This is a genomic window from Paraburkholderia sp. (assembly GCF_036488795.1).
Classification (GTDB): Bacteria; Pseudomonadota; Gammaproteobacteria; order Burkholderiales; family Burkholderiaceae; genus Paraburkholderia.
The window spans coordinates 58,762-81,177 of sequence record NZ_DASXHA010000172.1 but is presented as its reverse complement, the minus strand read 5'-3'; the positions used below and the strand labels follow the sequence as shown (position 1 = coordinate 81,177).

The following is a 22,416-nucleotide window of genomic DNA, read 5'->3' as shown; positions in this document are numbered from 1 at the left end:
CGCGGTTTTCGATGTCCTGAGCAAGCAGTTCGAGCGTGCCGTTGCGGTCCGTCGCGCCGATCAGTGCGGCGGCTCCGACGTTCTGTATGGTCTGCGTGGCATTGAGCGAGACGCTGCCACCCACGATCGCACCCGTGTTTTCAAGGGTATTCGAGTGCGTCGTGAGCGTGCCGCCCGCCACCATCACGCCGCTGCTGGTGATATCCCCCGCGTGGATGCCGAGGTTGTTCACCGCTTCGAGCGTTGCGCTGTTGCTGAGCGTGCCCGGTACCGTAAAGGTGAGATCGTGACCCGCGGCGAACTGCCAGTCACGGGTGAGCGCGAAGTCGCCCTGCACGCTGAGCGCGACATCATTGGCCGCGCTGTATGTGCCGCCGCCCGTGAGCGCCGCGGCATTGACGGACAGGTTATGGGTCGCGCCAATCTGCCCGTTCGTGTTCGTCAACGCGCCCGTCGTCGTGATCGCGATATCGCCGTTCGAGCCGCTCAGGTTGCCACTCAGGTTGCCGATCTGGCCGCCGCTGTTGTCGACGCTATCGGCCTGCACGGTGACGTTCGCGCCGCTGATCTGGCCGCCCGCCTGGCCGCCCGTCTGGCCGTTGAGCGTATTGACGAGCGCCGGGGTGTCGACGGTGACATGGCCATTACCCGTCATCACGCCGCCCGTGTTCACGGTCTGGCGGCCGCCGTGTACGGTCGTCTCGCCCGTGCCGAGATTGCCGGCAAGACCGTTCGTGTTGTCGATGACCCCGGCCTGAATGCCGAGCGTGCTCGCGTCGTCCGCGGCCCCCGTGCCCGACTGGATCTGTCCGTGCGTGTTCGTCAGCGTGCCGCCGCTCTCGAACGACAGGGACGACAGCGAGCGAACGGCGCCCTGCGTGTTGTCCACGTCGCCCGAGACGCTGGCCACGAGATTGCCCTGCGCGGCGAGCACACCGTTCGCGTTGTTCAGGCTGCCGGCCCGCGCGGCGATCTGGCCTGCCGTGATGATCTGGCCGCCGACGTTCGAGAAGGAACCCGCGCCGTTGCCCGGTGCAATCGTCAGCGTGCCCGTTCCGGCGTCGAGGATCGTGCCGCCGTCATTGATGAGCGAAGCTGGGACCAGCGTCAGGTCGGTGCTGTTGGTCTGGAAGGTGCCGTGGGCATTGTCGAACGCGCCGCTGACATTGAAGCCCATCGACGACACGCCATACTGCGTGATCGTGCCGCCGTGGTTCAGCAGATCCGTCGCACTCAGCGCGAGCTGGTTCGCCTCGATGTCGCCGCCGCGATTGTCGAGCGTCGTGGCGGTCGTCACCGTGAGGTTCGGCGCGACCATCGAACCACCGTTATTCGTTAGCGACCCGGTATGGATCGTTTCGTTCGCGCCCGCGCCGATCTGGCCGCCGTTGTTGTTCAGCGTGCCGCTGGCAACGCTCAGGTCCGTATTCGAAAGCAGCCTGCCGTCGGTGTTGTCCAGCGCGCCGCCGACCGTTGCCGCGAGACCGTTCTGACCGGTGAGCGAGCCCGCCGTGTTGTTGAGCGTCCCGGTCCGGATCGCGCTCTGGCCGTTGCTGGCAATCGTGCCCGCGACGTTGGACACTGTGCCCGCGCCGTTACCCGCGTCAATCGTCAGTACGCCTTTACCGGCGTGGATGAGGGTGCCGCCGTCGTTGTCAAGTGTGGCCGGTGCAAGCGTCAGGTCGGTGCTGTTGCTCTGGAATGTGCCGTTTGAATTGTCGAGCGTGCCGGTTACGTCGAGTGTCGTTGCGCCGGCGCCAGTCTGCGTGATGGTGCCGCCGTGGTTGATGAGGTTCGTCGCATGCAGCGCGAGCCGGTTGGCGCCGAAGTTGCCGTGGCTGTTGTCGAAGGTCGCCGCGGAGAGCGTTGCAAGCTGACCGGCCGTGATGGCGTTCGCGTTCGTCAGCACCGAACCTGCAGACAGGGTGACATTGCTGTTCGCCGCCAGCGTGCCGCTGTTGAACAGCGTCTGCACCGCCGTCGCTATCAGGCTCTGGACTGCAGTGAGGGAACCGGCGTTCGCGATCTGGCCGGCCTGCACGGTCACATTGCCGTTGCCTCCGATGGCGCCAGCCCCGGTGTCACCTGCGCCGTTATTCAGCAGACCGCGCATCACCAGAGTCAGGCCATCCGCCCCCAGCGCCGCAACGCGACCGCCCGTGTTATCGAGCGATCCGGCATTGGCGGACAGGCCGCTCGCCGCCTGCAGCGTGCCTCCCGAGTTCGACAAGTCACCTGTTACCGCCACGTTGAGCGTACTGCCCGAAACAATCTGCCCGTTGCGACTGGACAGCGCGCCCGCCGTGACAGTCTGCGCACCGCCCGAGGACAGCACTCCGCCATCGTTCGTCAGTGTCCCGGCGGCGCGCGTGTCCAGCGTGCCGCCGGCCGTGGCCGTTGCGCCCGACAGGTTCAGATCGCCGCTGTTTGCCGTGAGCCGTAGCGAGCCATTGACAGACGTGCTGCTTCCGGCAAGGTTGAGCGTCGCGCCATTGAGCGCCGCGTTGCCGCCCGCCGCATTGCGCCCGGTCGCGGTCAGTGCGCCGCTCGCTGTCACCGACAGGTCACCGGACTGCGCCAGACTGCCGTCGCCGTTCACACCCGCGCCGAGCGTGCCGGTCGATGCCACGCTGCCCGCATTGACGCTCGTGTCCTGCTGCGCGGCCAGCACACCGCTGTTCGTGAGCGCGCCGGACGTGCCCACTGCGACATTCTGCTGCGCGTAGGTGGTCCCGCTGTTGTCGATACCGTCACGCGCAGCGAGACTCATATTGCCGCTCGCATTCGTCCGTCCAGCGAGGATGAGCTTGCCCTGCGTGGTCAGCGTCAGGTCACCCGACTGGGCGGCCAGCACGCCTTTGGTGGACACCCCCACACCGTTCTCCGTGCCGACCAGCACGATACGGTTCGCATACATGCCGCCAAGCTGGCTGACGTCAATGGAAACATATGGCGCGGCACCGTCACCCGAGATGGCTGTCGTATTGAGCGTGTCATGACTGATGCTGTTCGCGCCCGTCACGACATTCAGGTTCTTCGCGTAGATCGCGGCGTTCGCCTGCAGCGCACGGGAAAGCAGATCAACCTGCCCGGTACCGCCTGCATCGAGCCCTGCGCCCTGGATGCTGATGTTGCCGCCCGTCACGTCAAAGCTTGCGAGGGAGCCGTCTGGCGCGAAGTTCGGCGTCCCCGTGGTCAGGATGGCCCGCGACGTATTGATAAACCCGCCGCCATTGACCGAAATGCCCGAGCCGTTCGCGATCACGACCTCGGCCCGCTGCCCCGCGACTTCCAGATGCCCGTTGATCTGGCTCGCTGCGCTGCTGTTGACCTGGTTGACGATGACGCGCGCCGACTGGCCGGCACCGAAGTTCGGATTGCCGTTGATCATGCCCGCCTGCTGCGTCTGCACGATGACCGGCGAGTTGTTCAGGATCGCGCCCTTCTGCGGCACGTCGAACTGGCCGTAGGTGTTCATCGACACGCCAGCGCCAGATGGCCGGTTGATGTTGACCTGGTCGATCCCGTTCTGCGTCTGCACGACTGAGGGCGCGTGCACACCGCCCGGTACGATCTGCGCGAACGTCAACGAGTGCAGCACGCCGAGCAACGCAGGCGCGGCAAACGCGATGGGACGCACCAAAAAAATCGCACCCGGCGGTTTTCTGCCGCATACCGCGGTCTGTCCTGCGTCCTTGCCCGATGCCGCGGCGGTTTCCTCGACCGCGCCAAGCATTCCTCTCAGTCGGCTGTACACCAGCCTGTATGTCTTCCGGTTCATTATTTTGTTTCGTATTACGGATTATTAACCGGCCGTAAACTAACGGATGACACCGGGCAAAATGTCAAGATTTGCAATGCTGCAACGTTCGCGTCAGATCGGTTTGAACCTCTCGTGCGTTGCGGGGAGCGCCGTCAGAAAATCCCGCGCATTGCGGATGAGCTGAAACTGGTGGCGCCGCCCGACAAGCCCATCGTCTTCGAGAACCTGCTCGCACCAGTCCTGATAACCGGCAGGCAGCAGGCTGCTCGACGTCCAGGTATTCAACGGGGTTCGCTTCACCGTACGGACAACCGGACGCCGGAAGCCGGGTGCCCACAACCAGACGGTTGAATTCGGGTGGCACAGATGTTTGTGAACGTCGTGCGGCGCGTCGCGGGATGTAGTTATCCCCAGAATTTGTCCATAAGGTTGTGGACAACCCAGATGCACCCTCCTCAAGTACCTGATATGCAACGCTTATCCGCATGCGTCTTCACAGCGTGCAGATCACCCTTCTCCCGCCGAAAACCCCACATACTCGAACGCAGCATCCTCATCCCCTTCGACATGAACGCCCAGCGCCCCCACCGACGCGAGCACGTCAACCGTCGCGCGTCGCCTGGACGCGTAGCGCCATCCCCGTTGCTGCGCCTTCGGCAGCGCCGGTGCGCTTCGAATTCCCCGTAGCACCGCCAACAAATCCTCGCGGCGCGGCGAAAAAACCGTAAAGCCTTCATTGGATACAGCCGCCGTATCGATCCCAAGCTGCTCACACAGCAACTGTTTAGCCGGCACATCCTGCACATCCGTCTCGCGCGATTGCCGAATCAGCGCCGCGGTGGTCGCATCCACCAGGGTGCCCCCGCGCATCAGCGGCGGCAAACCCGGCTTCCACGCCTCAGGCGGGCAGCTCTTGTCCCGTGGCGACAACTCGACAAACGGACTGATCTCAGCCGGATAGATACGGCAAACCAGCGGCCGCTCGTCGTAAATGCCGCAGCGCATATCCGGCTGCAGGTTCGGACACGGACTGGCAAACGCACCCGTCAGGATCACGACGATTCGCGTTGGCAAGCTGCCGCTCATCACCGCGAACGAGCGGCGCCGCTTATGCAGAGCCTGCTGGTTGTCGGCGGCGGGCTCTTCCGGCCACGGCAGCGCCTCGCACAATATCTGTACGTCATGGCCGCGCCCGAGCCACGCCAGCGCCTCGCTCACGGTCAACGGCACCCGCAATCCATGACAACACTTCCCGCACATCGTGCAGTCGAAATCCAGATCCCTGCTTATGTTCATGCTCATTCAGCCGCGCCGCGCTCCGGTTATCCAGCTTCGTGCCTGGCAACCGGACGGGCGAGCCGAACGGTTGCGCCAGGCACAAGCAGTTCGGCTTAGTCGGTATCAAACGGCGGTTCTTACAGGTGAGCAGAAAATATTTTTCAGGGCTAGAATCGCGGCGTGCCACACGGCAATGCAGAACGCCATGACCTTCGGCTTCGATCACCCTCCCACTCACGCCCTGGCGCCCAGCGAATAACGTCGGCAATGCTCCAGATACCCGGCTTCGTGACCGCTCACCAGTTCGACGATGCTCTTCCACAGCCAGGGCGGCGCGTCGAGCGTCTTGCTGCGGCTGCGTCGCAGCGCGGCAAGCCACGCCTTGCGTTCGGCGTCATCCATTTGACGCGCGTGTGCCTTGCCCACGACCAGCGCCAGAAACCGCGCCGCGCGCATCGCTTCGTCGCGCGTCAGCTGTTCGATGGTCAGTTTCATGTCCTGCGGCAACAGTTCGCGGATCACCACCGGCCGCTGCTCGAGACGCGCGGCGCGCATCCGTTCGCCGAGAAACGGCGCGAGATGTCGCGCGCCTTCGACCACCCGCAGCGCGTTGTCGCGTGGCATGCGCGCGCCCGCATAACGCGGCGCGGCGGCCTGGGCGGCCTCCTTGATGTCGATCAGGCACAGGTCGTCGCCGTCCAGCGCGGCACCGTCCACGTCGAGCAATACCGCGTAACGCAGACGTCCGAGCGAACTGCAGCCTTTGACCCAATACGCCGCGTCGAGCACCGAGACTTGCGCCGCCTCATCCTCCGAGCGCAACGCCGTCGCCAGGCGCGCCACGGTGCGCTTTTCGAACAGCGCCTCGATCTCGCGCCGCTCGCTTTTCGACAACGGCCAGAACCGGCTGCCGAGCGGAATCTGCGGCTCGACATCCTCAATGCGCTCTTCCGCCAGATGCTGCCAGGAGCGCCGCACCGCTTCCTTCATGACGACGCGCACCGCTTCCGGTTTCTCAGCCTGAATGTCGGTGTGATCCGAGTCGTCGTCGAAGGCGCGCTCGTAGCCGTCGGCGAGCGCCTCCATCATGTGAACCGTGGTGACGCCCGGCAAATCCGAGCCGCGCGCGGCCGTGGCCAGAGATAAGCCAAGCCGGATCAGATCGTGTGCCGGATTGCCGATCACCGTCTGATCCAGATCGCGAATCTGGATTTCCACGCGGCCTTGCGCATTCGCAACCGGTCCGATATTGCCGGCATGACAGTCGCCGCAGATCCAGATGGCAGGGCCTTCTGGCAACGCATGGCCCTCGATGCCGTCGAGCCATTCGTAGAACTTGCCGGTATTGCCTCGCACATAGGCATGCGCCGAGCGCGCCATCCTGGCATTGCGGCGGGTGATCAGCAGATCCTGCCGGTCGCCGGGTTTGGGAAAACCCCGCTTTCGATCACCCTTAAGGGTGGCGTTCTTCTTGGGCATGATGGCGTCCAGTGGGCGTTGAAACCCGTTCTGGCAAGCAGCCGCCATGCCCGCCCCGCCCGCACGCTCGAGCGTGCGCTGAATCTGACACGCAGTCTTCGAACACGGATACACCAACCTCATGGTCAGGAACGCGGATTGCTACCGCAATACCAATGCCATACCCTCAATGCGGAGCCCCAAGCCTTGCCACCTCCCGTTTTCTGCAGCAGGCCGACAGGTTCATACCAGAACGACCGAGCGTCCATTGATCTGAACGACGGCACCGGCCTACGTTCACGGTCGCGCCGCTCATCCATGGGTCGTTGTGGCCTACAATTATTTGCTGTCCTCTAGCATTCGCTTTGCCGCGCACACGCTCACGACATGTCGGTACGTCGTGCCGCACCGGCAGTGCTGATCGACATGACATCTGTGGAGCGGGACAATGCCATTCACGGCTGAAGACCACGGTTGCCCCGGCTGGAAAGGGGAAATGGCCCAGCGCATCCGGGCATTCGACTGGACGGTCACCGAACTCGGCGCCATCGAAAGCTGGCCGCAAAGTCTGGTGGCCGCGGTGCAGTTCGTGCTGGGCTCGCCGGTGCCGCTGGTGATGCTATGGGGCCCGCAGGGTTACATGATCTACAACGACGCCTATGCGGTTTTCGCGGGCGGCCGCCATCCTTATCTCCTCGGCAGTCCGGTGGAACTGGGCTGGCCCGAAGTGGCCTCGTTCAACCGTCATGTCATGGATACGTGCCTCGCCGGAGGCACCCTGTCGTATCGTGACAAGGAGCTCGTGCTGCTGCGCAACGGCAAGCCCGAAGACGTGTGGATGGACCTGTACTACAGTCCGGTTGCAGACGACCGCGGCGCGCCGGCAGGCGTGATCGCCATCGTCGTGGAAACCACTGGGCGTGTGCTCACCGAGCGCTGGCGCCAGCACGCGGAATCCGCGTTACGCGAAACCAACGAGCGCCTGCAACTGGCGCTCAACACCGGCGCGGTGCTCGGTACCTGGGTGTGGGACATCAAGGCGGACACGTTGACTGGCGACGAACGTTTTGCCCGCACCTTTGCCGTTTCGGCGGAACAGGCGAGCCGTGGCGTATCGCGCGCAGTGGCAGCGCAGGCCATTCATCCCGACGACATCGCCCAGGCCGAGCGCCTGACGCGCGAAGCCACCCGAACCGGCAAGCCCTATCGGGCGGAATACCGGATTCGCCGTGCCGACGGCGGCTACATCTGGGTGCAGGCAAACGGCCAGTGCGAGTTCGACGCGGACGGCACGCCCTATCGCTTTCCCGGCGTGCTGATCGACATTCATGAACGCAAGATTGCCGAGCAGGCGTTGCTGCATCTGACCGAAACGCTGGAGCAGCGCGTCACGGACGCGGTTGCCGCGCGAGCGCTCGCCGAAGAGCAACTGCGGCAGGCACAGAAAATGGAAGCGATCGGCAGCCTGACCGGCGGTGTCGCTCACGACTTCAACAACGTGCTGCAAGTGATCAACGGCAATCTGCAGATGCTCGCCGCCGAAGCCGAGCATCATCCGACCGCGCAGCGCCGGATCGCCGCCGCAACCCAGGCCGTGCGGCGAGGTGCCCGACTGGCCGCGCATCTGCTCGCTTTTGCGCGCCGCCAGCCGCTCTCTCCTGCGGTGATCAATCCACGGCGCCTGTTGAACGGCATGAGCGAAATGCTGCGGCGTGCGCTGGGCGAAACGATCCATGTCGAGATCGCCCTCGCGGGTGATCTGTGGAACATCCTGGCCGATCGCAACCAGCTCGAAAACGCCCTGCTGAACCTGTCGATCAACGGCCGCGACGCGATGCGCGGCGAAGGCACATTGACCATCGGCGCACTCAACGCCGTGCTGGAACACGCGCATGGTCACGATCCGGCGGAGTTGCCGCCTGGCGAATACGTGCTGTTCACCGTCTCGGACACGGGCGTCGGCATGCCACGCGAGGTGCTCGAACACGCCTTCGAGCCGTTTTTCACCACCAAACCCAATGGCCACGGCACGGGCCTGGGTCTCAGCATGGTGTTCGGCTTCGTCAAACAGAGCGGCGGACATACGCTGATCGACAGCGCGCCGGGCTGCGGCACGACAGTACAGCTGTATTTCCCGCGTTGCCGCGAAGCGGAAACCGCTGAACCGGTCGATCGCGACATGGCGCCCACCGGCGGCGGCGAGACGATTCTCGTTGTTGAAGACGATGCGGATGTGCGGCTCACCGCTGTCGAGATGCTGATGCAACTCGGCTACAAGGTATTGACGGCATCGGACGGCGACACTGCGCTGGAATTTTTCGGCAGCGACGTGCACATCGATCTGTTGTTTACCGACGTGGTGATGCCCGGCGCGGTCAAGAGCGTCGAGCTGGCGCGCCGCGCCGCGCTGCGTTTGCCGCCCATTCCGGTGCTTTTTACGTCCGGCTATACACGTGACGAAATCTTCCACCACGGCAAGCTCGATCCGGGCGTGACCCTGCTTGGCAAACCCTATCGCCGTGACGACCTGGCGCATACCGTACGCAGCGTGATGCATGCTCACCGCAAGACGCACGCGCCCGACAGCACGCCGGCGCTGCGCTGCGAACCTGCACGGCACGCCGTTGTACCGCCGGCTCATGTCCTGCTGGTGGAGGATGACGTGGCCTCGCGTGAGGCAATGTGCGAACTGCTCGCAACGTTTGGACTCCGATGCACCGCAGTCGGTAGCGCTGAAGAAGCGTTGCAGCACGTTCCAGCCACTCGCTTCGATATTCTGCTCAGCGACGTGACCTTGCCCGGTCTCTCCGGCGATCAACTGGCGCGCGCACTGCGCGTCCTCCAGCCGGACCTTCGCGTGCTGCTGATATCCGGCTATGGCGAGCATGCGGACATCGGTGAAGCAATCCCTGGTGCCCGCTTGCTGCCGAAACCGTGCGATATCGCCACTTTGCGACGCGAACTGGCGAGCTGGGTCGAGGACGCCGAACCAGCATCGTAAAGCCCTAGCGCCGGACACTGGGTTCGTGACAGCCCGCTACACCTTCAATTGCGAATCCCTTTCGAAAGCTGGCCAAAATTTTTTTTCCTGGCCGGGAATAAAACAGCAACAAAACATAAAGGAATACACACTTCTTCAATATCAAGGAGCACAGCTGCAGCGAGTCACACCAATAGTCGACTTTCACGGACTTCCTGGCGATTATCAAACCCAGAGAACTGGCATACGCGTCAGCTTCCAGTTCCCCCTATCACCTCTCGGGCCGCAGAGGTGCATCCTCGTCTGGAGTCACGATGTACGCAGAAAGTATCGACAAATTCGCGAAGGTAGGTGCTCACAAAGCGTCGTCTGCGCTGCACTCGCCGCTGTCTTTTCTGATTGGTTCGGCAATGGCGGGCGCCTATATCGGGTTCGGCGACATCCTCATGTTTTCGGTTGGCGCACATGTCGATCCTGCCTATGTGCACCTCGTGATGGGGGCCGTATTTGCATGCGCCCTTACGATAGTCGTATTCGCCGGATCCGACCTGTTCACGGGAACAGCAATGTACATGCCGCTTGCCGTGTTGAAGGGAGAAGCGGGCATCGGCAGCATGTTGATGGTGTGGGTGACATGCTGGATCGGAAATCTCATAGGTGCGACGGTTCTAGCGGCCATTTTGCACGCGGCGGGCGGCGGGGTTCCGTTGACTGACGGTTCAGATGTTTTCTTTAAGGCCGTGCAAGCAAAGATGACTGCGCCGGGTCTGCCTCTGTTCGCCAGGGGTCTTCTTTGCAACTGGCTGGTTTGCCTCGCGATCTGGATGGCCGCACGTACGACGAACGACGCAGCCAGGCTGGGGTTGATCTTCTGGCCGATTTTCGCGTTTGTCGCGAGCGGCTTCGAGCATAGTGTGGCGAACATGTTTGCGTTCGCGCTTGCATTGATGGCCGATCACCCCGTCTCGATCACGCTTGCCGGGGCTATCCACAATGAGATCTTCGTGACCACGGGCAATCTGGCCGGCGGGGCTATCTTCATGGGCCTCGGCTACTGGCTACAGCAAGATGGTCTCGGCCATCCGTCCCAAGCTCGCGTACCTGCCTCCGAGCGCGCTTGAAGCGCCATCACTCCATTAGAGACGGCACATGGCGGCGGATCGACACACGCGCACGCAAACCTTGCGCGCTTCACTGTTGAGCGGAACCATCTTCCTGCTAAGCGTGATGAATGCACGGGCAGGTGATGCATCGACAGGAATGGAGATTGCGAAACATGGCACATCTGCAGGTGCTCCAGCCTGCGTCGGCTGTCATGGTGTCAGCGGCGAAGGCAATGTATCAGCGGGCTTTCCAAGGCTCGCAGGCTTGAGCGCTGCGTATCTGTCGGAACAGATGGCCGCCTTCGCTTCAGGTGAGCGTCAAAGCCCAATCATGAGTCCGATCGCGAAGACACTTACGCTTGAAGAGCGCGTGGCCCTCGTGAACTATCTCAGCAATTTGCGGACTTCGGCGGCCGCTAAACCGGAGGCTGGTGCTTCGGTCACGTCCGCGCAAACCGGTGCATGGATCGCCACGCGCGGACGCTGGGATACGGGGCTGCCCGCCTGCGCCCAATGTCACGGCCCGCGTGGCGCGGGTGTCGGCGCATCGTTTCCGCCGCTCGCGGGGCAGCCGGCTTCCTATCTCGCTCGCCAGCTCCACAACTGGAAGAACGGAACAAGGCCTCCTGGTCCAATGGCGCTGATGCAGGTTGTAGCAAGCAAACTTTCGGATGCGGATATCGTCGCTGTCGCCGGCTACTACGGAGCACAGACCGGCGTTCCCACCGGCGATCCGAACGGAAGTCATCCATGAGACCCCGCTCCATTATTTTGTGCGCAGCCCTTGGAGCGAGCCTCATCCTCACCCTCTCTCTCGCTCACACGCCAGAGACGCAGTTCGAGGCGACCCCTCCTGATCAGGCTGGCAAAGCGCCCGGTCCGGTCCCGGCGCGATCCTTTGCACCACCACCCGAGGCCGCGATGCCTACCGGCGAGTTCGGCAAGTCCGTCAAACTAGGCGAGGAGATTTTCATGCATACGCGGGAGTTTGCCGGCAAGTATGTCGGCAATTCTCTCAACTGCGCGAGCTGTCACCTTGACGCCGGGCGCAGGCCCGATTCCAGCCCGCTTTGGGCCGCTTACGTCTCATACCCTGCGTATCGAAGCAAGGATGGTCACGTCAACTCTTTCGCTGAGCGCATGCAAGGATGCTTCCGGTACAGCATGAATGGCAAGGCGCCCCCGTTAGGCGATCCGGTGTTGGTCGCGCTCGAAGCGTACTCATTCTGGCTTGCCAAGGGTGCACCGGTCGGCGAGAAGATGCCGGGACGCGGTTATCCCAAACTGCCCGCGCCTGTTTTGATGGCCGACTACAAGCGCGGCAGCGAGGTGTTCGCCCAGCATTGTGCGCTATGCCACGGCTCAGACGGCCAAGGGCAGTCAAGCGACGGAGAGACCGTTTTTCCTCCGCTGTGGGGGCCACGTTCGTTCAATTGGGGCGCGGGTATGCACGAAATCCAGAACGCAGCGGGTTTCATCAAGGCCAACATGCCGCTTGCATTGGGCGGCTCGCTTACCGACCAGCAGGCGTGGGACGTAGCGATGTTTATGGACAGCCAGGAACGGCCCCAGGATCCTCGTTTCAACGGATCAGTAGAAACCACTCGCACCCGATACCACGACTCGCCCTACTCGATGTACGGCAAAACGGTGAATGGTCACGTGCTCGGAAGCCCTTGACGTTGCGGCTCCTGAATTTCGCCAAGGGAGCCTGGCAAAATGATGGCCGTCTGCGCGATATGCCGGCGACGGCGTGCCTCGGCGGTCACCTTACCGAACAAAGCCTTTTTCAGTTCGCCTGGGTCGATCCGGAGTCAGCTGCGCCTGTTGAGACAAATCGGTATCCGACGCGGTGAATTGCTTCGATCATGCAATCGCATCGACCCGGTCGAAGTGACGCGCGAAGCCGCGCCACATAGGTGTAAACCGTCCGCTCACCAAAGAAAATGCGTCCACCCCACACTTCCTCTTGCAATTGATTCTGAGTGAAAATCCGCTCGGGATGGGTCATCAAAAAGTAAAGCAGGCGCAATTCTGTTGGTCCGACAGACAGCATGGTTCGTACACCTGCTCTTTCGACATAGACCCTCCGCGTTGCCGGATCCAACGTCAGGCCGCCCAGACTCACCGCTTTGTCGGTCAGCCGCGGGATTTGCCGCTGCCGCCGCACCGCAATCACAGCGGCAACTATCTCGTCATAGCGTTGCGTGTGTGTGACATGGCCATCCACATTCATCACCAGATCGTCGTCGCGTCGCCTGTCTTTGCGCGCACCCAGCATGACGATCGGAATATGTTTTGTCGCAGGATTGGACCGCAGCTGATTTGCAACCGACGCCCCGGATTGATTGGCCAGCAGCCAGTTCAATAGAACCACGTCAGGCAATACGGTGGCCAACAGTTGCCACGCCCGCACAGAGTCTAAAGCCACTAGCGTGCATAGCCCCGCTTTCCTTAGATTTTCACTAATCGATTGCGCAATGTCTTGTGAGCTTTCGATAATCAGGACGTTGTTGAGCAGTTCGCCTTGTACCAGTGCATTCCTCGTCCCGCCCTGACGATGCAGCGCATCACTCATATGTCATCCTGTTTCGCAAAGATCTTCGGCTCGACCTTCCGCGCCGCTCACAATTCGCGAGTGTTGTCTTCATCAGAGATCTGTTGAAGACGGCAAGGGTCACTGCTGTCGACGTGTAGTGCATGTGTCTACTGCACAGAACAGCCAGCGCTTCTGGTTTATTCCAAAGAAACGCCGGCTTGTCGAAGTCTGGTTTTGGCCAGTTCCACGAAGGCAAGGTAGTGGCGTAGCGATGCGCCCGTACGGAAAGTGTGGCGGGCAACACGGACGCATGAATACGCCGGAACCTGAACGAAATCGTGTTTGGGGGCAGAATGGATCTTCTGGACGCCGTTGAGTTCAAGCCCAACGCCTGGCGTCACTGTTCCGGAGAACACGATGGCAACCCAACAAGCAATCCAGGTCGTGCTCGCATCGCGTCCCGCGACCCCGCGTGCAAGCCTTGAGAATTTTCGCGTCGAGACCGTTTCGATGCCCGTCCCCAGTGCCGGCCAGGTGTTGGTGCGCATCGATACGCTGTCACTCGACCCCTACATGCGCGGGCGCATGAACGACAGCAAGTCGTATGCAAAGCCAGCGGAGATCGGCCAGCCGATGCCCGGCGAAAGCGTGGCCACCGTACTCGAATCCAGTTCACCGGAATTCGTGCCCGGCGACATCGTGCTCGTGCAGGCCGGCTGGCGTTCGCACGCAGCGCTGGATGCGAAAGGCTTGAAGAAGCTGGCTGTGGAGGGCTTTAATGCCTCCGCTTATCTCGGCGTGCTTGGCATGCCGGGCTTTACCGCCTGGTCCGGACTCGAAGTGATCGGCAAGCCGAAAGCGGGCGAAACGCTGGTCGTAGGTGCGGCGACCGGACCGGTGGGGTCGCTCGTCGGGCAACTCGCGAAGCACAAGGGTCTGCGCGCGGTGGGCATTGCGGGTGGCGAGAAGAAGTGTGCGTACCTGCTCGATGAACTGGGCTTTGACGCCGCGATCGATCATCGCTTGCCCAACTTCGCTGATGAACTTCGGAGTGCCTGCCCTGACGGAATCGACGTGTACTTTGAGAACATTGGCGACGCGGTCTGGAATGCGGTCGTGCCTTTGCTCAACCAGTATGCGCGCGTACCCGTTTGCGGCCTGATGGCGCAACTGTCGGGCAAGCTATCGCACGATACGTCGAAGGATTATCTCGCTCAGACCATGCGCGCCGTGCTCACACGCAGTCTGCAGATTCGCGGCTTTATCAACTACGAGTTTACCGAGCAGTACTTCGATGCGTTCATTCGCGAGGTCAGCGCCTTGCTGCGCGAAGGAAAGATCAAGCATATCGAAGACGTGACCGTGGGACTGGAAAATGCCCCGCAGGCGTTTCTCGACATGCTCGACGGACGCAACTTTGGTAAGGTGCTGGTTCAGGTGAGTGCTTAACGCGTGATGCTTGATGCTTATTGACTAATGCTTGATAGGTCTTGAAAGGGAAACGCATGGGACGGATTCTGGCCATCGGCGGGGGCGGATTTGCTATGGGCGAACATGCTTCACCCATCGACGCCTATTTGCGCAAACTGATTCAGACAGACAAGCCGCGCATCTGTCTGCTTGCCACACCTGTCGGTGACCATCCGCCTCTCGTTGCGGACTTTCATCGCGTCTACGGTGAACTCGGCTTCGAAACGTCGTACCTGGCTTGCTTCTATCCTGGCGGAGCAAACGCGGTTGATCCGCGCGAATGCAAAACGCATCTGCTGGAGCAGGACGCAATCTTTGTCAGCGGCGGCAATGCGAAGAGCGCCATGGCCTTATGGCGACAATTCGGTATCGATGCGATATTGAAGCAGGCCTGGGAAAAGGGCGTGCTGCTCGCCGGCATGAGCGCGGGTGCCATCTGCTGGTTCGAGCATCACGTGCCGCCGCCGGACGATCACGACACGCCGCCAGACGACTATCTGGGACTCCTGCATGACACCTGCGAGGTTCACTACCGCGGCGAAGATCGCAAAGCCGGGGTCATCGAAACCATGAACCGGCATGGCCTGGCGTCGGTCACGGCAATCGCCGACTATGCTGCGGTACTTTACGACGGCTCTGCCATCAATGAGGTCTTGTCATGGAAGGCGGGTTCGACGGCATACCGGTTTGAGCGCGTCGGAGAAGAAATCGTCGCGCACGCTCTGTCTGTGAACGTGATCGGCTCAGTGGCGTCGCCGCGGGAACGACAGTCGGTTAGCCTCGACCCCGTGCTCCTTGGCGCTTACGTGGGCCAATATACCCTGGCGATTCCGCGGCTAATGACCGTCACGCTCGAAGAGGGCCGTTTGTTCACGCAGTTGAGCGGTCAGCAAAAGATCGAGATTTACCCGGAAAACGAGCGCAATTTCTTCCTGAAGGTTGTCGATGCCCAACTCTCGTTCGAGAAAGACAGCAATGGCAAGGTCACCGCACTGACGCTGCATCAGAACGGCCGCGATATCCCCGGCGTGAAGATCGTCGGCGACCCGCCCCGCTGACACGCCTCGCGGCCACCCCCTCCTCTGCCGGAAGCTGCGCATAGGCAAGGTAGAATCGTGCGGCGTCACGACGCCTTAGGTTATGACCGCTGGTCTAATCCGAAACCTTAAGCAACGTGACGTGGCGACGCCAGCTCGCCCGTCTCCCCCGACACTGCAAAATACGGCCACCTGTTAGCCCTGTCTGGTCGCATCCCCGAAAAACTTCATTACCTGAACCGATGCCGAATCAAACCCTGCTCCAACTTCTCAACGCGCGCGTCCAGCACGCCCTCACCGCAGCGGGCTGTGCAGATGCCAGCGCCAACGTTCAGCCCTCCGGGCGCCCCGAGCACGGCGACTATCAGGCCAATGGCGTGATGGCTGCGGCAAAGGCGCGCAACATGAATCCGCGCGCGCTGGCTCAAACGGTGGTCGAGAAGCTGGATCTTGCGGGCATGGTGAGTCATGTCGAGATCGCGGGGCCAGGCTTCATCAACATGACCGTAGCCCCAGGGTACCTCGCGCAGTGGATGTCGGGCGCCCTGCACGACGATCACCTGGCGGTTCCACGTGTGGACGGCGCATCGGCGCAGTGTGTGGTGATCGATTATTCGTCGCCGAATCTCGCCAAGGAAATGCATGTGGGGCATCTGCGTTCAACGGTGATTGGCGATGCCCTGGCCCGCGTGTTGCGTTTCGTCGGACACAAGGTGATTGCGCAAAATCACGTCGGCGATTGGGGCACGCAGTTCGGTATGTTGACCGCTTCCATGGACGACGTGGCGCACGACGAAGCATCGGAAATGGCACTCGCGGATCTTGAAGTCTTCTATCGGAAGGCGAAGCAGCGCTTCGATGAAGACCCCGCCTTCGCCACTCGCGCGCGCGACTACGTCGTCAGGCTGCAGGGCGGCGATCCCCGCGTCGGTGAACTCTGGCGGCGCTTTCTGGACATCTCCATGCACCACTGCGAAGCAATTTATCGCACGCTCGGTGTGGAGTTGACGCTCGCCGACGTGCGCGGAGAAAGCGCCTATAACGACGACTTGCCGGTGGTCGTCGCCGATCTGCAGACACGTGGCCTCGCCGTGACGAGCGACGGCGCGCAAGTGGTGTTCCTTGACGAGTTCAAGAGCAAGGACGGCGAACCGGCAGCCTATATCGTGCAGAAGCAGGATGGCGGCTACCTCTACTCCACTACGGATCTTGCCGCGATTCGCTACCGCGCGGGCACGCTGAAGGCCGACCGCATGCTGTATGTCGTCGACGCGCGCCAGAAGCTGCATTTCCAGCAACTGTTTTCCGTGGCTCGCCAGGCTAACTATGTCCCGTCGAAAACGCAGCTCGAACATGTCGGTTTCGGCGTGGTGCTGGGCGACGACGGCAAGCCGTTCAAGACCCGTAGCGGCGACACCGTCAAGCTCGCCGAACTGCTGGACGAAGCCACGCAACGGGCTTTTAACCTCGTCACCGAAAAGAGCCCGGAATTGCCCGAGACCGAGCGGCGTGCAGTGGCTCGCGTCGTGGGCACGGGCGCGATCAAGTACTTCGATCTGGCCAAAAACAGGAGCACGGATTACGTCTTCGATTGGGCCAGCATGCTGTCCTTCGAAGGCAACACGGCTCCCTACCTGCAGTATGCCTACACGCGGATCCAGAGCGTGTTGCGGCGCGCCGGCGAATGGGACGCCAAGGCTGTAGCAGGTCTTGGCGAGCCGGCCGAGCGGCAGCTCGCGCTACAACTGGCGCGCTTTGCCGACGCTGTACTCGCGGTCGCCGAGGATGCGCTGCCCAATACGCTTTGCAACTATCTGTACGAGCTCGCCGCGGCCCTGATGCGATTCTACGAAGCGTGCCCGGTGCTGAACGCCGAAGGCGAGGTACGCAATGGCCGTTTGCAACTGTGCCGCCTCACCGCGAATACCTTGCGTACGGGCCTCGGCCTGCTCGGGATCGACGTGCTCGAGGCGATGTGACACGCAACGCATCCGTGCCGGCTCACCCCACGTAGTTCGCCGCCGTGCGCGCCTGTCTGGCAGGTCCGAACGTTACAAGGCTCAGCACCGCCAACACGCAGACGCCTGAGGCACCGTACAGCATCACGACGCCAAAGCCATGCACGAGCGCGGCGTGCACGATCGCGCCGTGCGGATCCAGCGCGGCCAGCTCCGGGCTCGCTCGAGCGGGAGAGAGCACGTTGCCCGCGGCGACGCGTTGCGCCAGCATGCGCAGTTGCGTGCTGTCCGAAAGCCCGGGGAGCGCGCGCTGCAAAGACGACAGCACGCCTTCGAGCAACAGCAATCCCATCACCGCAATGTTGATGGCGAGACTGATGAGGCGCGCGCTCATGTCGATTCCCGATGCCATGCCCGCGCGGTCCGCCGATACCGCCCCGGTCGCCGTGTTGGTGACCGGCGTGTTGGTCATCCCCAGACCGATCCCGCCTGCCAGGCAGCCGGGCAACATCGTGAGCCAGTCCGCGTGCTCGGCGGCGCTACCCAGCTTCATCAGCACAAATCCCAGGCCGATCGTCAACATACCGAGCGGAATGATCCTGCGCGCCTCGAAACGCAGCATGAGCCGCTCCGCCAAGGGCGGCACGACGAGCGTAGGCAACGTATAAGCGAGCAGCGACAACCCGGCGCCGAGGTTCCCGTAGCCAAGCGCGCCGTGAAAATAAATCGGCAGATAGATCATGAACGGCCAGAAACTGAAGTTCATGCCCATTGAGCCGAACAATGCGCCTGAAAACGTCCGCACACGCGGTCGATCTGATTGAGGAAGGCATTGACCTTGCGGTACGCATCGGCGAACTGCGCGACAGCACCAGTCTTGCTGCGCGGCGCCTTGGCGTGCAGCACCTGAGCATCGGCGCCGCTCCATCGTATCTGGCGCGGCATCGCAAAGGCGTGGATCTGGATCAGCTGGATGCACACTCAGGCATCGCGTATTCGCGCGGCGGCGTGGTGACGCCCGGGCGTGTGCTCGATAGCGACGGCAGCGTGCGCGAACTGCGTTTCGAACCGCAACTGAGCCTCGACGATGTACAAGCCATCGCCGGCGCGGGCATTGCGGGTTTTGGGCTGGTGCAGATACCGTGCTGGCTGCTGGCGCGCTATGTCGAAAGCGGTGAACTCGCGGTGGTCAGGGAACGCTGCGGCACGCGCGCGCAGGAGATTCACGCGGTCTGGCCCAAGACGCGCTATCTGCCGCTCAAGACACGCTGCGCGATCGATGCGCTGGCAGCCGAAATCCCGCCAATGATCCCCACCTGAAGCAACCGATGCAATGACGCGCGGGCACGAACAAAGACCGGCACCGGGCCGGTCTGAGAGTCTTGCGCTGCGGGCACCCGCTCCTGGCTGAGAGCCTCAGCGGGTTGCTACGATGCCTTCCGGCAGATCATGAAGTATTGCGAGCTGAGCCACCATGGCATCCACGCTATGGGGCTGTGCCGCACCTGCGATACCGTGAAGCGCGCACCAACCGTCTCGCGCAGTTCGCGGAAGTCGAAGCCTTTGTGCGTATCGCGCGGGTTTTCCGGGCGGACCACCCGGGTGCCTATCGTCGAAAGCAGGACCTCTTCGACGTTGTATTCGGTCCTCGTCTTTCTGTGACGCCACATCCAGTTCAGCACCTTGGGGATGACGGCAAAGCCGTACATGATCGGTACTGAAATAATGAGCGACGCGTCCGGCTTCATCACACGCGTCGCGTCGTCGAGCAGTTGCTCGATTTCGTGTGGATAAAGATGTTCGCAAACTTCGAATGCGGTGAGGACATCGACCGACGCGTCGTCGATATGGGTGAACGACTCCGCATATTTGATTTCTGGATAGGCCGGCGCGACGAACGGATCGTGGCCGATCAGCTTGATGTCGTTGCGCGCCTGGCCGAGCGAGTGCAGAAACAGCCCGGGCCCTGCGCCAAAATCAACGACCGTGGCGCGCTGCGGGCAGATCCGTTTGGCGAGATCGAGTGCAACCACCATTCTGGTTCGGTGTGCAAATCGTGCCAGGGGATTCGATGAATTGACCGTCTGATCTTCGTAGGAGATATCTCGCATCTTATTGGCCCCGGGGTCGACGGCGTCTTTCTTACCGTTTGAAATGTTGCAGCGTAAAAGTCAGAGTGCCGAGTTCGACCCCGATTCGCAATGCTGGAAGCTAGTGCACGCTAGCCAAATTCCCGGCGCAATTGGCCATGTACGCCAGTATGAAGCGCCAGTTTCAGATTGGTGTACTACCGAGGTCCGGACAAACCCTTTAGTTGCGACATTCCTGTTGACGCCCCGCGCGTTCGAGGGCACGCAATTCAGCCAGATGACCTGTCCCGCGCCCCGCCGGGTCAATGTGCCAATACAGGTATCGCGTCGATCCCTGCGGGTCTATAACCGTAAGTGGATGGGGGCCGGCAACAAGAACGCGATGACGCACGACAGGATTCGTCAGATCTATGCATGCGTCCGGTATCAAGGTGCGCAGGAGGCAATCATGCGATCCATGCTTACAGCGACAGCGGTAATGGCAATCGTGACCGTGATGCTCAGCGTCGCCCTCGGTCTCGCCGCGCCGCCCGCTGACGCGCAGGCATCGTCCGATCTGGTTGGTTCGTGGTCGCTGGTCTCATTGACGGTTTCGCGCAGCGGTAACGACGTCGAACTGCTCGGCCCGCATCCCCAGGGTCAGTTGATCTTCAACAGCGACGGCCGTTATGTCCTGCTCGGGGTTCGCTCGGATCTACCCCGGTTCGCTTCGGACAACCGGCAAACAGGCACGCCTGAAGAAAACCAGAGGATCGTGCTTGGCAACGTGGCGCATTTCGGCACCTATAGCGTCGACGCGGCCGCCCACGTGATCGTCTTTCACATCGCAAAGAGCACCTTTCCAAACTGGGACGGCGACGTGCAGCGACGCCCATACACCGTTGATGGCGACCGCCTCACCTACGTCACGCCGGGGAGTTTTGGCTACGGCTCGGCGAAGGTGGTGTGGCAACGGATGAAGTAAGCGGGCGCGAACCGGAGTCGCACGTATGCATCTGTCCGGCAACGCTGCCGAACGCATGTAGATAGGTATCCGAAGACTTTCCGTAGCGCTGTCCAAGCTCTGCCAGGTCCAGTACGGCGGCATATTTCAAGGCACATTGCGGCGGCAGCCCGGAGACGGGCTGCCGTGCGCGCACTTCCGGCGGCTGTGGGAAGAGTGCATTGGCCGCGTCGCCGGTTCTGGCTGCGAGCACGGCGGTGATCGAACCCATCGTGGCAGTCCCCGTTGAACTCGCCGTTGAACTCGCCGCAACCGCACCCACCACGCTTACCGCCGTGCTCACCAACACACTCAGCACGACGAGGCGAATCCGCCTGCTCAGAAGAAACGACGCACGGCTGTCGTGCGAACGCTCAAGCATGCTGTCTGATTTGCGATTCAATTGCCGATCCCCTCGCCTTGTCCCTGGTATTCCTTTCGTTGCGGCATCAACCACCTCGCTCATGCCCAGTGGGCCGGAACCCACACGGCACCCATCCAGTGGCCAGGCACCCATACCAGTGGCCGGGGCGGCGGCGGAGCAACGTAGACGACGCGCGGCGCAACATACACGGGCGGGGGCGGCGGAGGCGGCGGCACAACCACGACCGGCGGCGGCACGTAGGCGACCGGCGCGCCGACCACCACCGTCGGCGAGCGCACCACCACGGCGGTGCTGCCTGTCGTCACCGTGCCGCCCGTCACCACCGTGCCACTGCCTGTGACCGTGGTGCCATGCACACCCGTCACGCTGCTGGAGGTTGTTACAACACCCGTCGCAACTCGCGTCGCGCTGCCCGAGTGATACACGGTGCCGCCGTCCGAACCGGTCGCGCTGCCAGAGCGGTAGCAGGAGTTGCCCGAACAGTTGGTGGAGGCCGAATGGTTCACGGTGTTGCCGTTCGAACCGGTAATCGAGCCAGACGACGAATACTGCCCCGGCGCGTTGCGCGTCACGCTGCTGTCGGTGCTGGCGGTCTTCCCGTCGGAGCCGGTCAGCGTGCCGTTGTGGGAACAGGTGCCGCCCGCGCAGCTGGTATCGCCAGAATGCTGGACCGTGTTGCCGTAGCGTCCAGTCGCCGTTCCCGAGTTGGAGAACTGACCCGGCGCAGTTCGCGTCACGTTACCGGTGTTGGTCGCGACCCCGCCCCACGGACCCGCCACCGCACCAGCGTGCGAGCAGCTTCCGCCGCCGCAGGAGCCGTAATGCGCGCCGTTGTACGTGCCGCGCGATGTGTAAGCGGTACCGCCGCGCGTCCACGCGGACGCGGAGGCGCTGCCCAGCGCGAGGACGGTGGCGGTTGCCACGAGGGCCAGCTTGCGCACGGTGATGCTGGCGCGTACGCCGTCGATGAAAGAGGCCAGCGAGGCGCCGTCGGCGTGGGTAGCCGACAGGGCAGATTGCGGGGCGGAAAACGAGTCGAGTTTCACGGCATGTCCTTCACGGTTCGGGCCACATGGAGCGCTGCGTGAGCGGTGCTGCGTGGCGATGAACGGACTATAGAAGGACGCGGTTTTTTAAACTATTGCAAAGATATGTCGCGCGGTTTCACCGCTGGGCGGTCCGCTGGGAGCGCCACCTGGCGGTCGTTTGCGCGATATGCCGGCAAGCCGTGACATATCGCGACATCAAGTGTTACAGGTTGGAATCGAGGCACGGGACGCGGGCCATCGGCGTGCCGCGCCTCGGGGCCGGCTAGCGGGGCCGGCCGCGCCGCCGGAGCGCTGATGCCGCGCTTCACCATCCGCATGGACATG

Annotated in this window: 15 protein-coding genes and 2 pseudogenes; 9 read left to right on the top strand and 8 right to left on the bottom strand. The window is 62.4% G+C overall.

Annotated elements, in window-relative coordinates; all coding sequences use genetic code 11:
- From VGH41_RS25655 to VGH41_RS25640, 4 genes are all read right to left on the bottom strand, one after another.
- Nucleotides 1-3,781, bottom strand: a 3,781-nt coding sequence (locus VGH41_RS25655) for a filamentous hemagglutinin N-terminal domain-containing protein (protein ID WP_331600471.1), incomplete at its 3' end; no start/stop codon positions are given.
- Nucleotides 3,782-3,874: 93 nt separating this feature from the next.
- Entirely contained in the window at nt 3,875-4,048 is a 174-nt protein-coding gene (locus VGH41_RS25650; protein WP_331600470.1) for a hypothetical protein, read from the bottom strand.
- 222 nt (nt 4,049-4,270) lie between these two features.
- Complete coding sequence (locus VGH41_RS25645; protein WP_331600469.1) at nt 4,271-5,059, bottom strand: YkgJ family cysteine cluster protein; 789 nt, start codon at nt 5,057-5,059, stop codon at nt 4,271-4,273.
- Nucleotides 5,060-5,275: 216 nt separating this feature from the next.
- Nucleotides 5,276-6,520 (bottom strand): DUF2252 domain-containing protein, encoded by a 1,245-nt coding sequence (locus VGH41_RS25640; protein ID WP_331600468.1) that lies wholly within the window; start codon nt 6,518-6,520, stop codon nt 5,276-5,278.
- Nucleotides 6,521-6,947: 427 nt separating this feature from the next.
- Here VGH41_RS25640 and VGH41_RS25635 point away from each other — a divergent pair, with 427 nt between their 5' ends.
- The 4 genes from VGH41_RS25635 to VGH41_RS25620 all read left to right on the top strand — a co-directional run bounded on the left by VGH41_RS25635 (nt 6,948) and on the right by VGH41_RS25620 (nt 12,262).
- Nucleotides 6,948-9,500: a hybrid sensor histidine kinase/response regulator gene (locus tag VGH41_RS25635; protein WP_331600467.1), complete on the top strand. Its 2,553-nt coding sequence runs from the start codon at nt 6,948-6,950 to the stop codon at nt 9,498-9,500.
- Nucleotides 9,501-9,793: 293 nt separating this feature from the next.
- On the top strand, nt 9,794-10,600 hold the full coding sequence (locus tag VGH41_RS25630) for a formate/nitrite transporter family protein (RefSeq protein ID WP_331600466.1): 807 nt from the start codon (nt 9,794-9,796) through the stop codon (nt 10,598-10,600).
- Between the two features lie 28 nt (nt 10,601-10,628).
- On the top strand, nt 10,629-11,336 hold the full coding sequence (locus VGH41_RS25625) for a c-type cytochrome (RefSeq protein WP_331600465.1): 708 nt from the start codon (nt 10,629-10,631) through the stop codon (nt 11,334-11,336).
- The gene (locus tag VGH41_RS25620) at nt 11,333-12,262 is read left to right on the top strand and encodes a c-type cytochrome (RefSeq protein ID WP_331600464.1); all 930 of its coding nucleotides are present in this window, start codon (nt 11,333-11,335) and stop codon (nt 12,260-12,262) included. Before VGH41_RS25625 ends, VGH41_RS25620 begins: the two co-directional genes overlap by 4 nt.
- A gap of 109 nt (nt 12,263-12,371) precedes the next feature.
- On the opposite strand, the gene VGH41_RS25615 is transcribed toward VGH41_RS25620, so the two are convergent.
- The gene (locus VGH41_RS25615) at nt 12,372-13,160 is read right to left on the bottom strand and encodes a winged helix-turn-helix domain-containing protein (RefSeq protein ID WP_331600463.1); all 789 of its coding nucleotides are present in this window, start codon (nt 13,158-13,160) and stop codon (nt 12,372-12,374) included.
- 378 nt (nt 13,161-13,538) lie between these two features.
- Here VGH41_RS25615 and VGH41_RS25610 point away from each other — a divergent pair, with 378 nt between their 5' ends.
- The 3 genes from VGH41_RS25610 to argS all read left to right on the top strand — a co-directional run bounded on the left by VGH41_RS25610 (nt 13,539) and on the right by argS (nt 17,607).
- Complete coding sequence (locus VGH41_RS25610) at nt 13,539-14,570, top strand: NADP-dependent oxidoreductase (RefSeq protein WP_331600462.1); 1,032 nt, start codon at nt 13,539-13,541, stop codon at nt 14,568-14,570.
- 56 nt (nt 14,571-14,626) lie between these two features.
- Nucleotides 14,627-15,649: a Type 1 glutamine amidotransferase-like domain-containing protein gene (locus VGH41_RS25605; protein WP_331600461.1), complete on the top strand. Its 1,023-nt coding sequence runs from the start codon at nt 14,627-14,629 to the stop codon at nt 15,647-15,649.
- A gap of 221 nt (nt 15,650-15,870) precedes the next feature.
- A complete protein-coding gene (gene argS / locus VGH41_RS25600) occupies nt 15,871-17,607 on the top strand; it encodes an arginine--tRNA ligase (protein WP_331600460.1) in 1,737 nt (578 codons plus the stop codon).
- Between the two features lie 22 nt (nt 17,608-17,629).
- On the opposite strand, the pseudogene VGH41_RS25595 reads toward argS, so the two are convergent.
- A pseudogene (locus VGH41_RS25595) lies at nt 17,630-18,394 on the bottom strand (MFS transporter); the annotation flags it as partial.
- A 2-nt stretch (nt 18,395-18,396) separates the two neighbouring features.
- Between VGH41_RS25595 and VGH41_RS25590 the strand changes: the two are divergent.
- Nucleotides 18,397-18,906 (top strand): annotated as a pseudogene (locus VGH41_RS25590) (LysR substrate-binding domain-containing protein); the annotation flags it as partial.
- Between the two features lie 107 nt (nt 18,907-19,013).
- On the opposite strand, the gene VGH41_RS25585 reads toward VGH41_RS25590, so the two are convergent.
- A complete protein-coding gene (locus VGH41_RS25585; protein ID WP_331600459.1) occupies nt 19,014-19,622 on the bottom strand; it encodes a class I SAM-dependent methyltransferase in 609 nt (202 codons plus the stop codon).
- Between the two features lie 502 nt (nt 19,623-20,124).
- Between VGH41_RS25585 and VGH41_RS25580 the strand changes: the two genes are divergently transcribed.
- Nucleotides 20,125-20,640 (top strand): lipocalin-like domain-containing protein, encoded by a 516-nt coding sequence (locus tag VGH41_RS25580; protein WP_331600458.1) that lies wholly within the window; start codon nt 20,125-20,127, stop codon nt 20,638-20,640.
- Nucleotides 20,641-21,120: 480 nt separating this feature from the next.
- Here VGH41_RS25580 and VGH41_RS25575 read toward each other — a convergent pair whose 3' ends face one another.
- Entirely contained in the window at nt 21,121-22,089 is a 969-nt protein-coding gene (locus VGH41_RS25575) for a hypothetical protein (RefSeq protein WP_414696716.1), read from the bottom strand.
- Between the last annotated feature and the right edge of the window lie 327 nt (nt 22,090-22,416).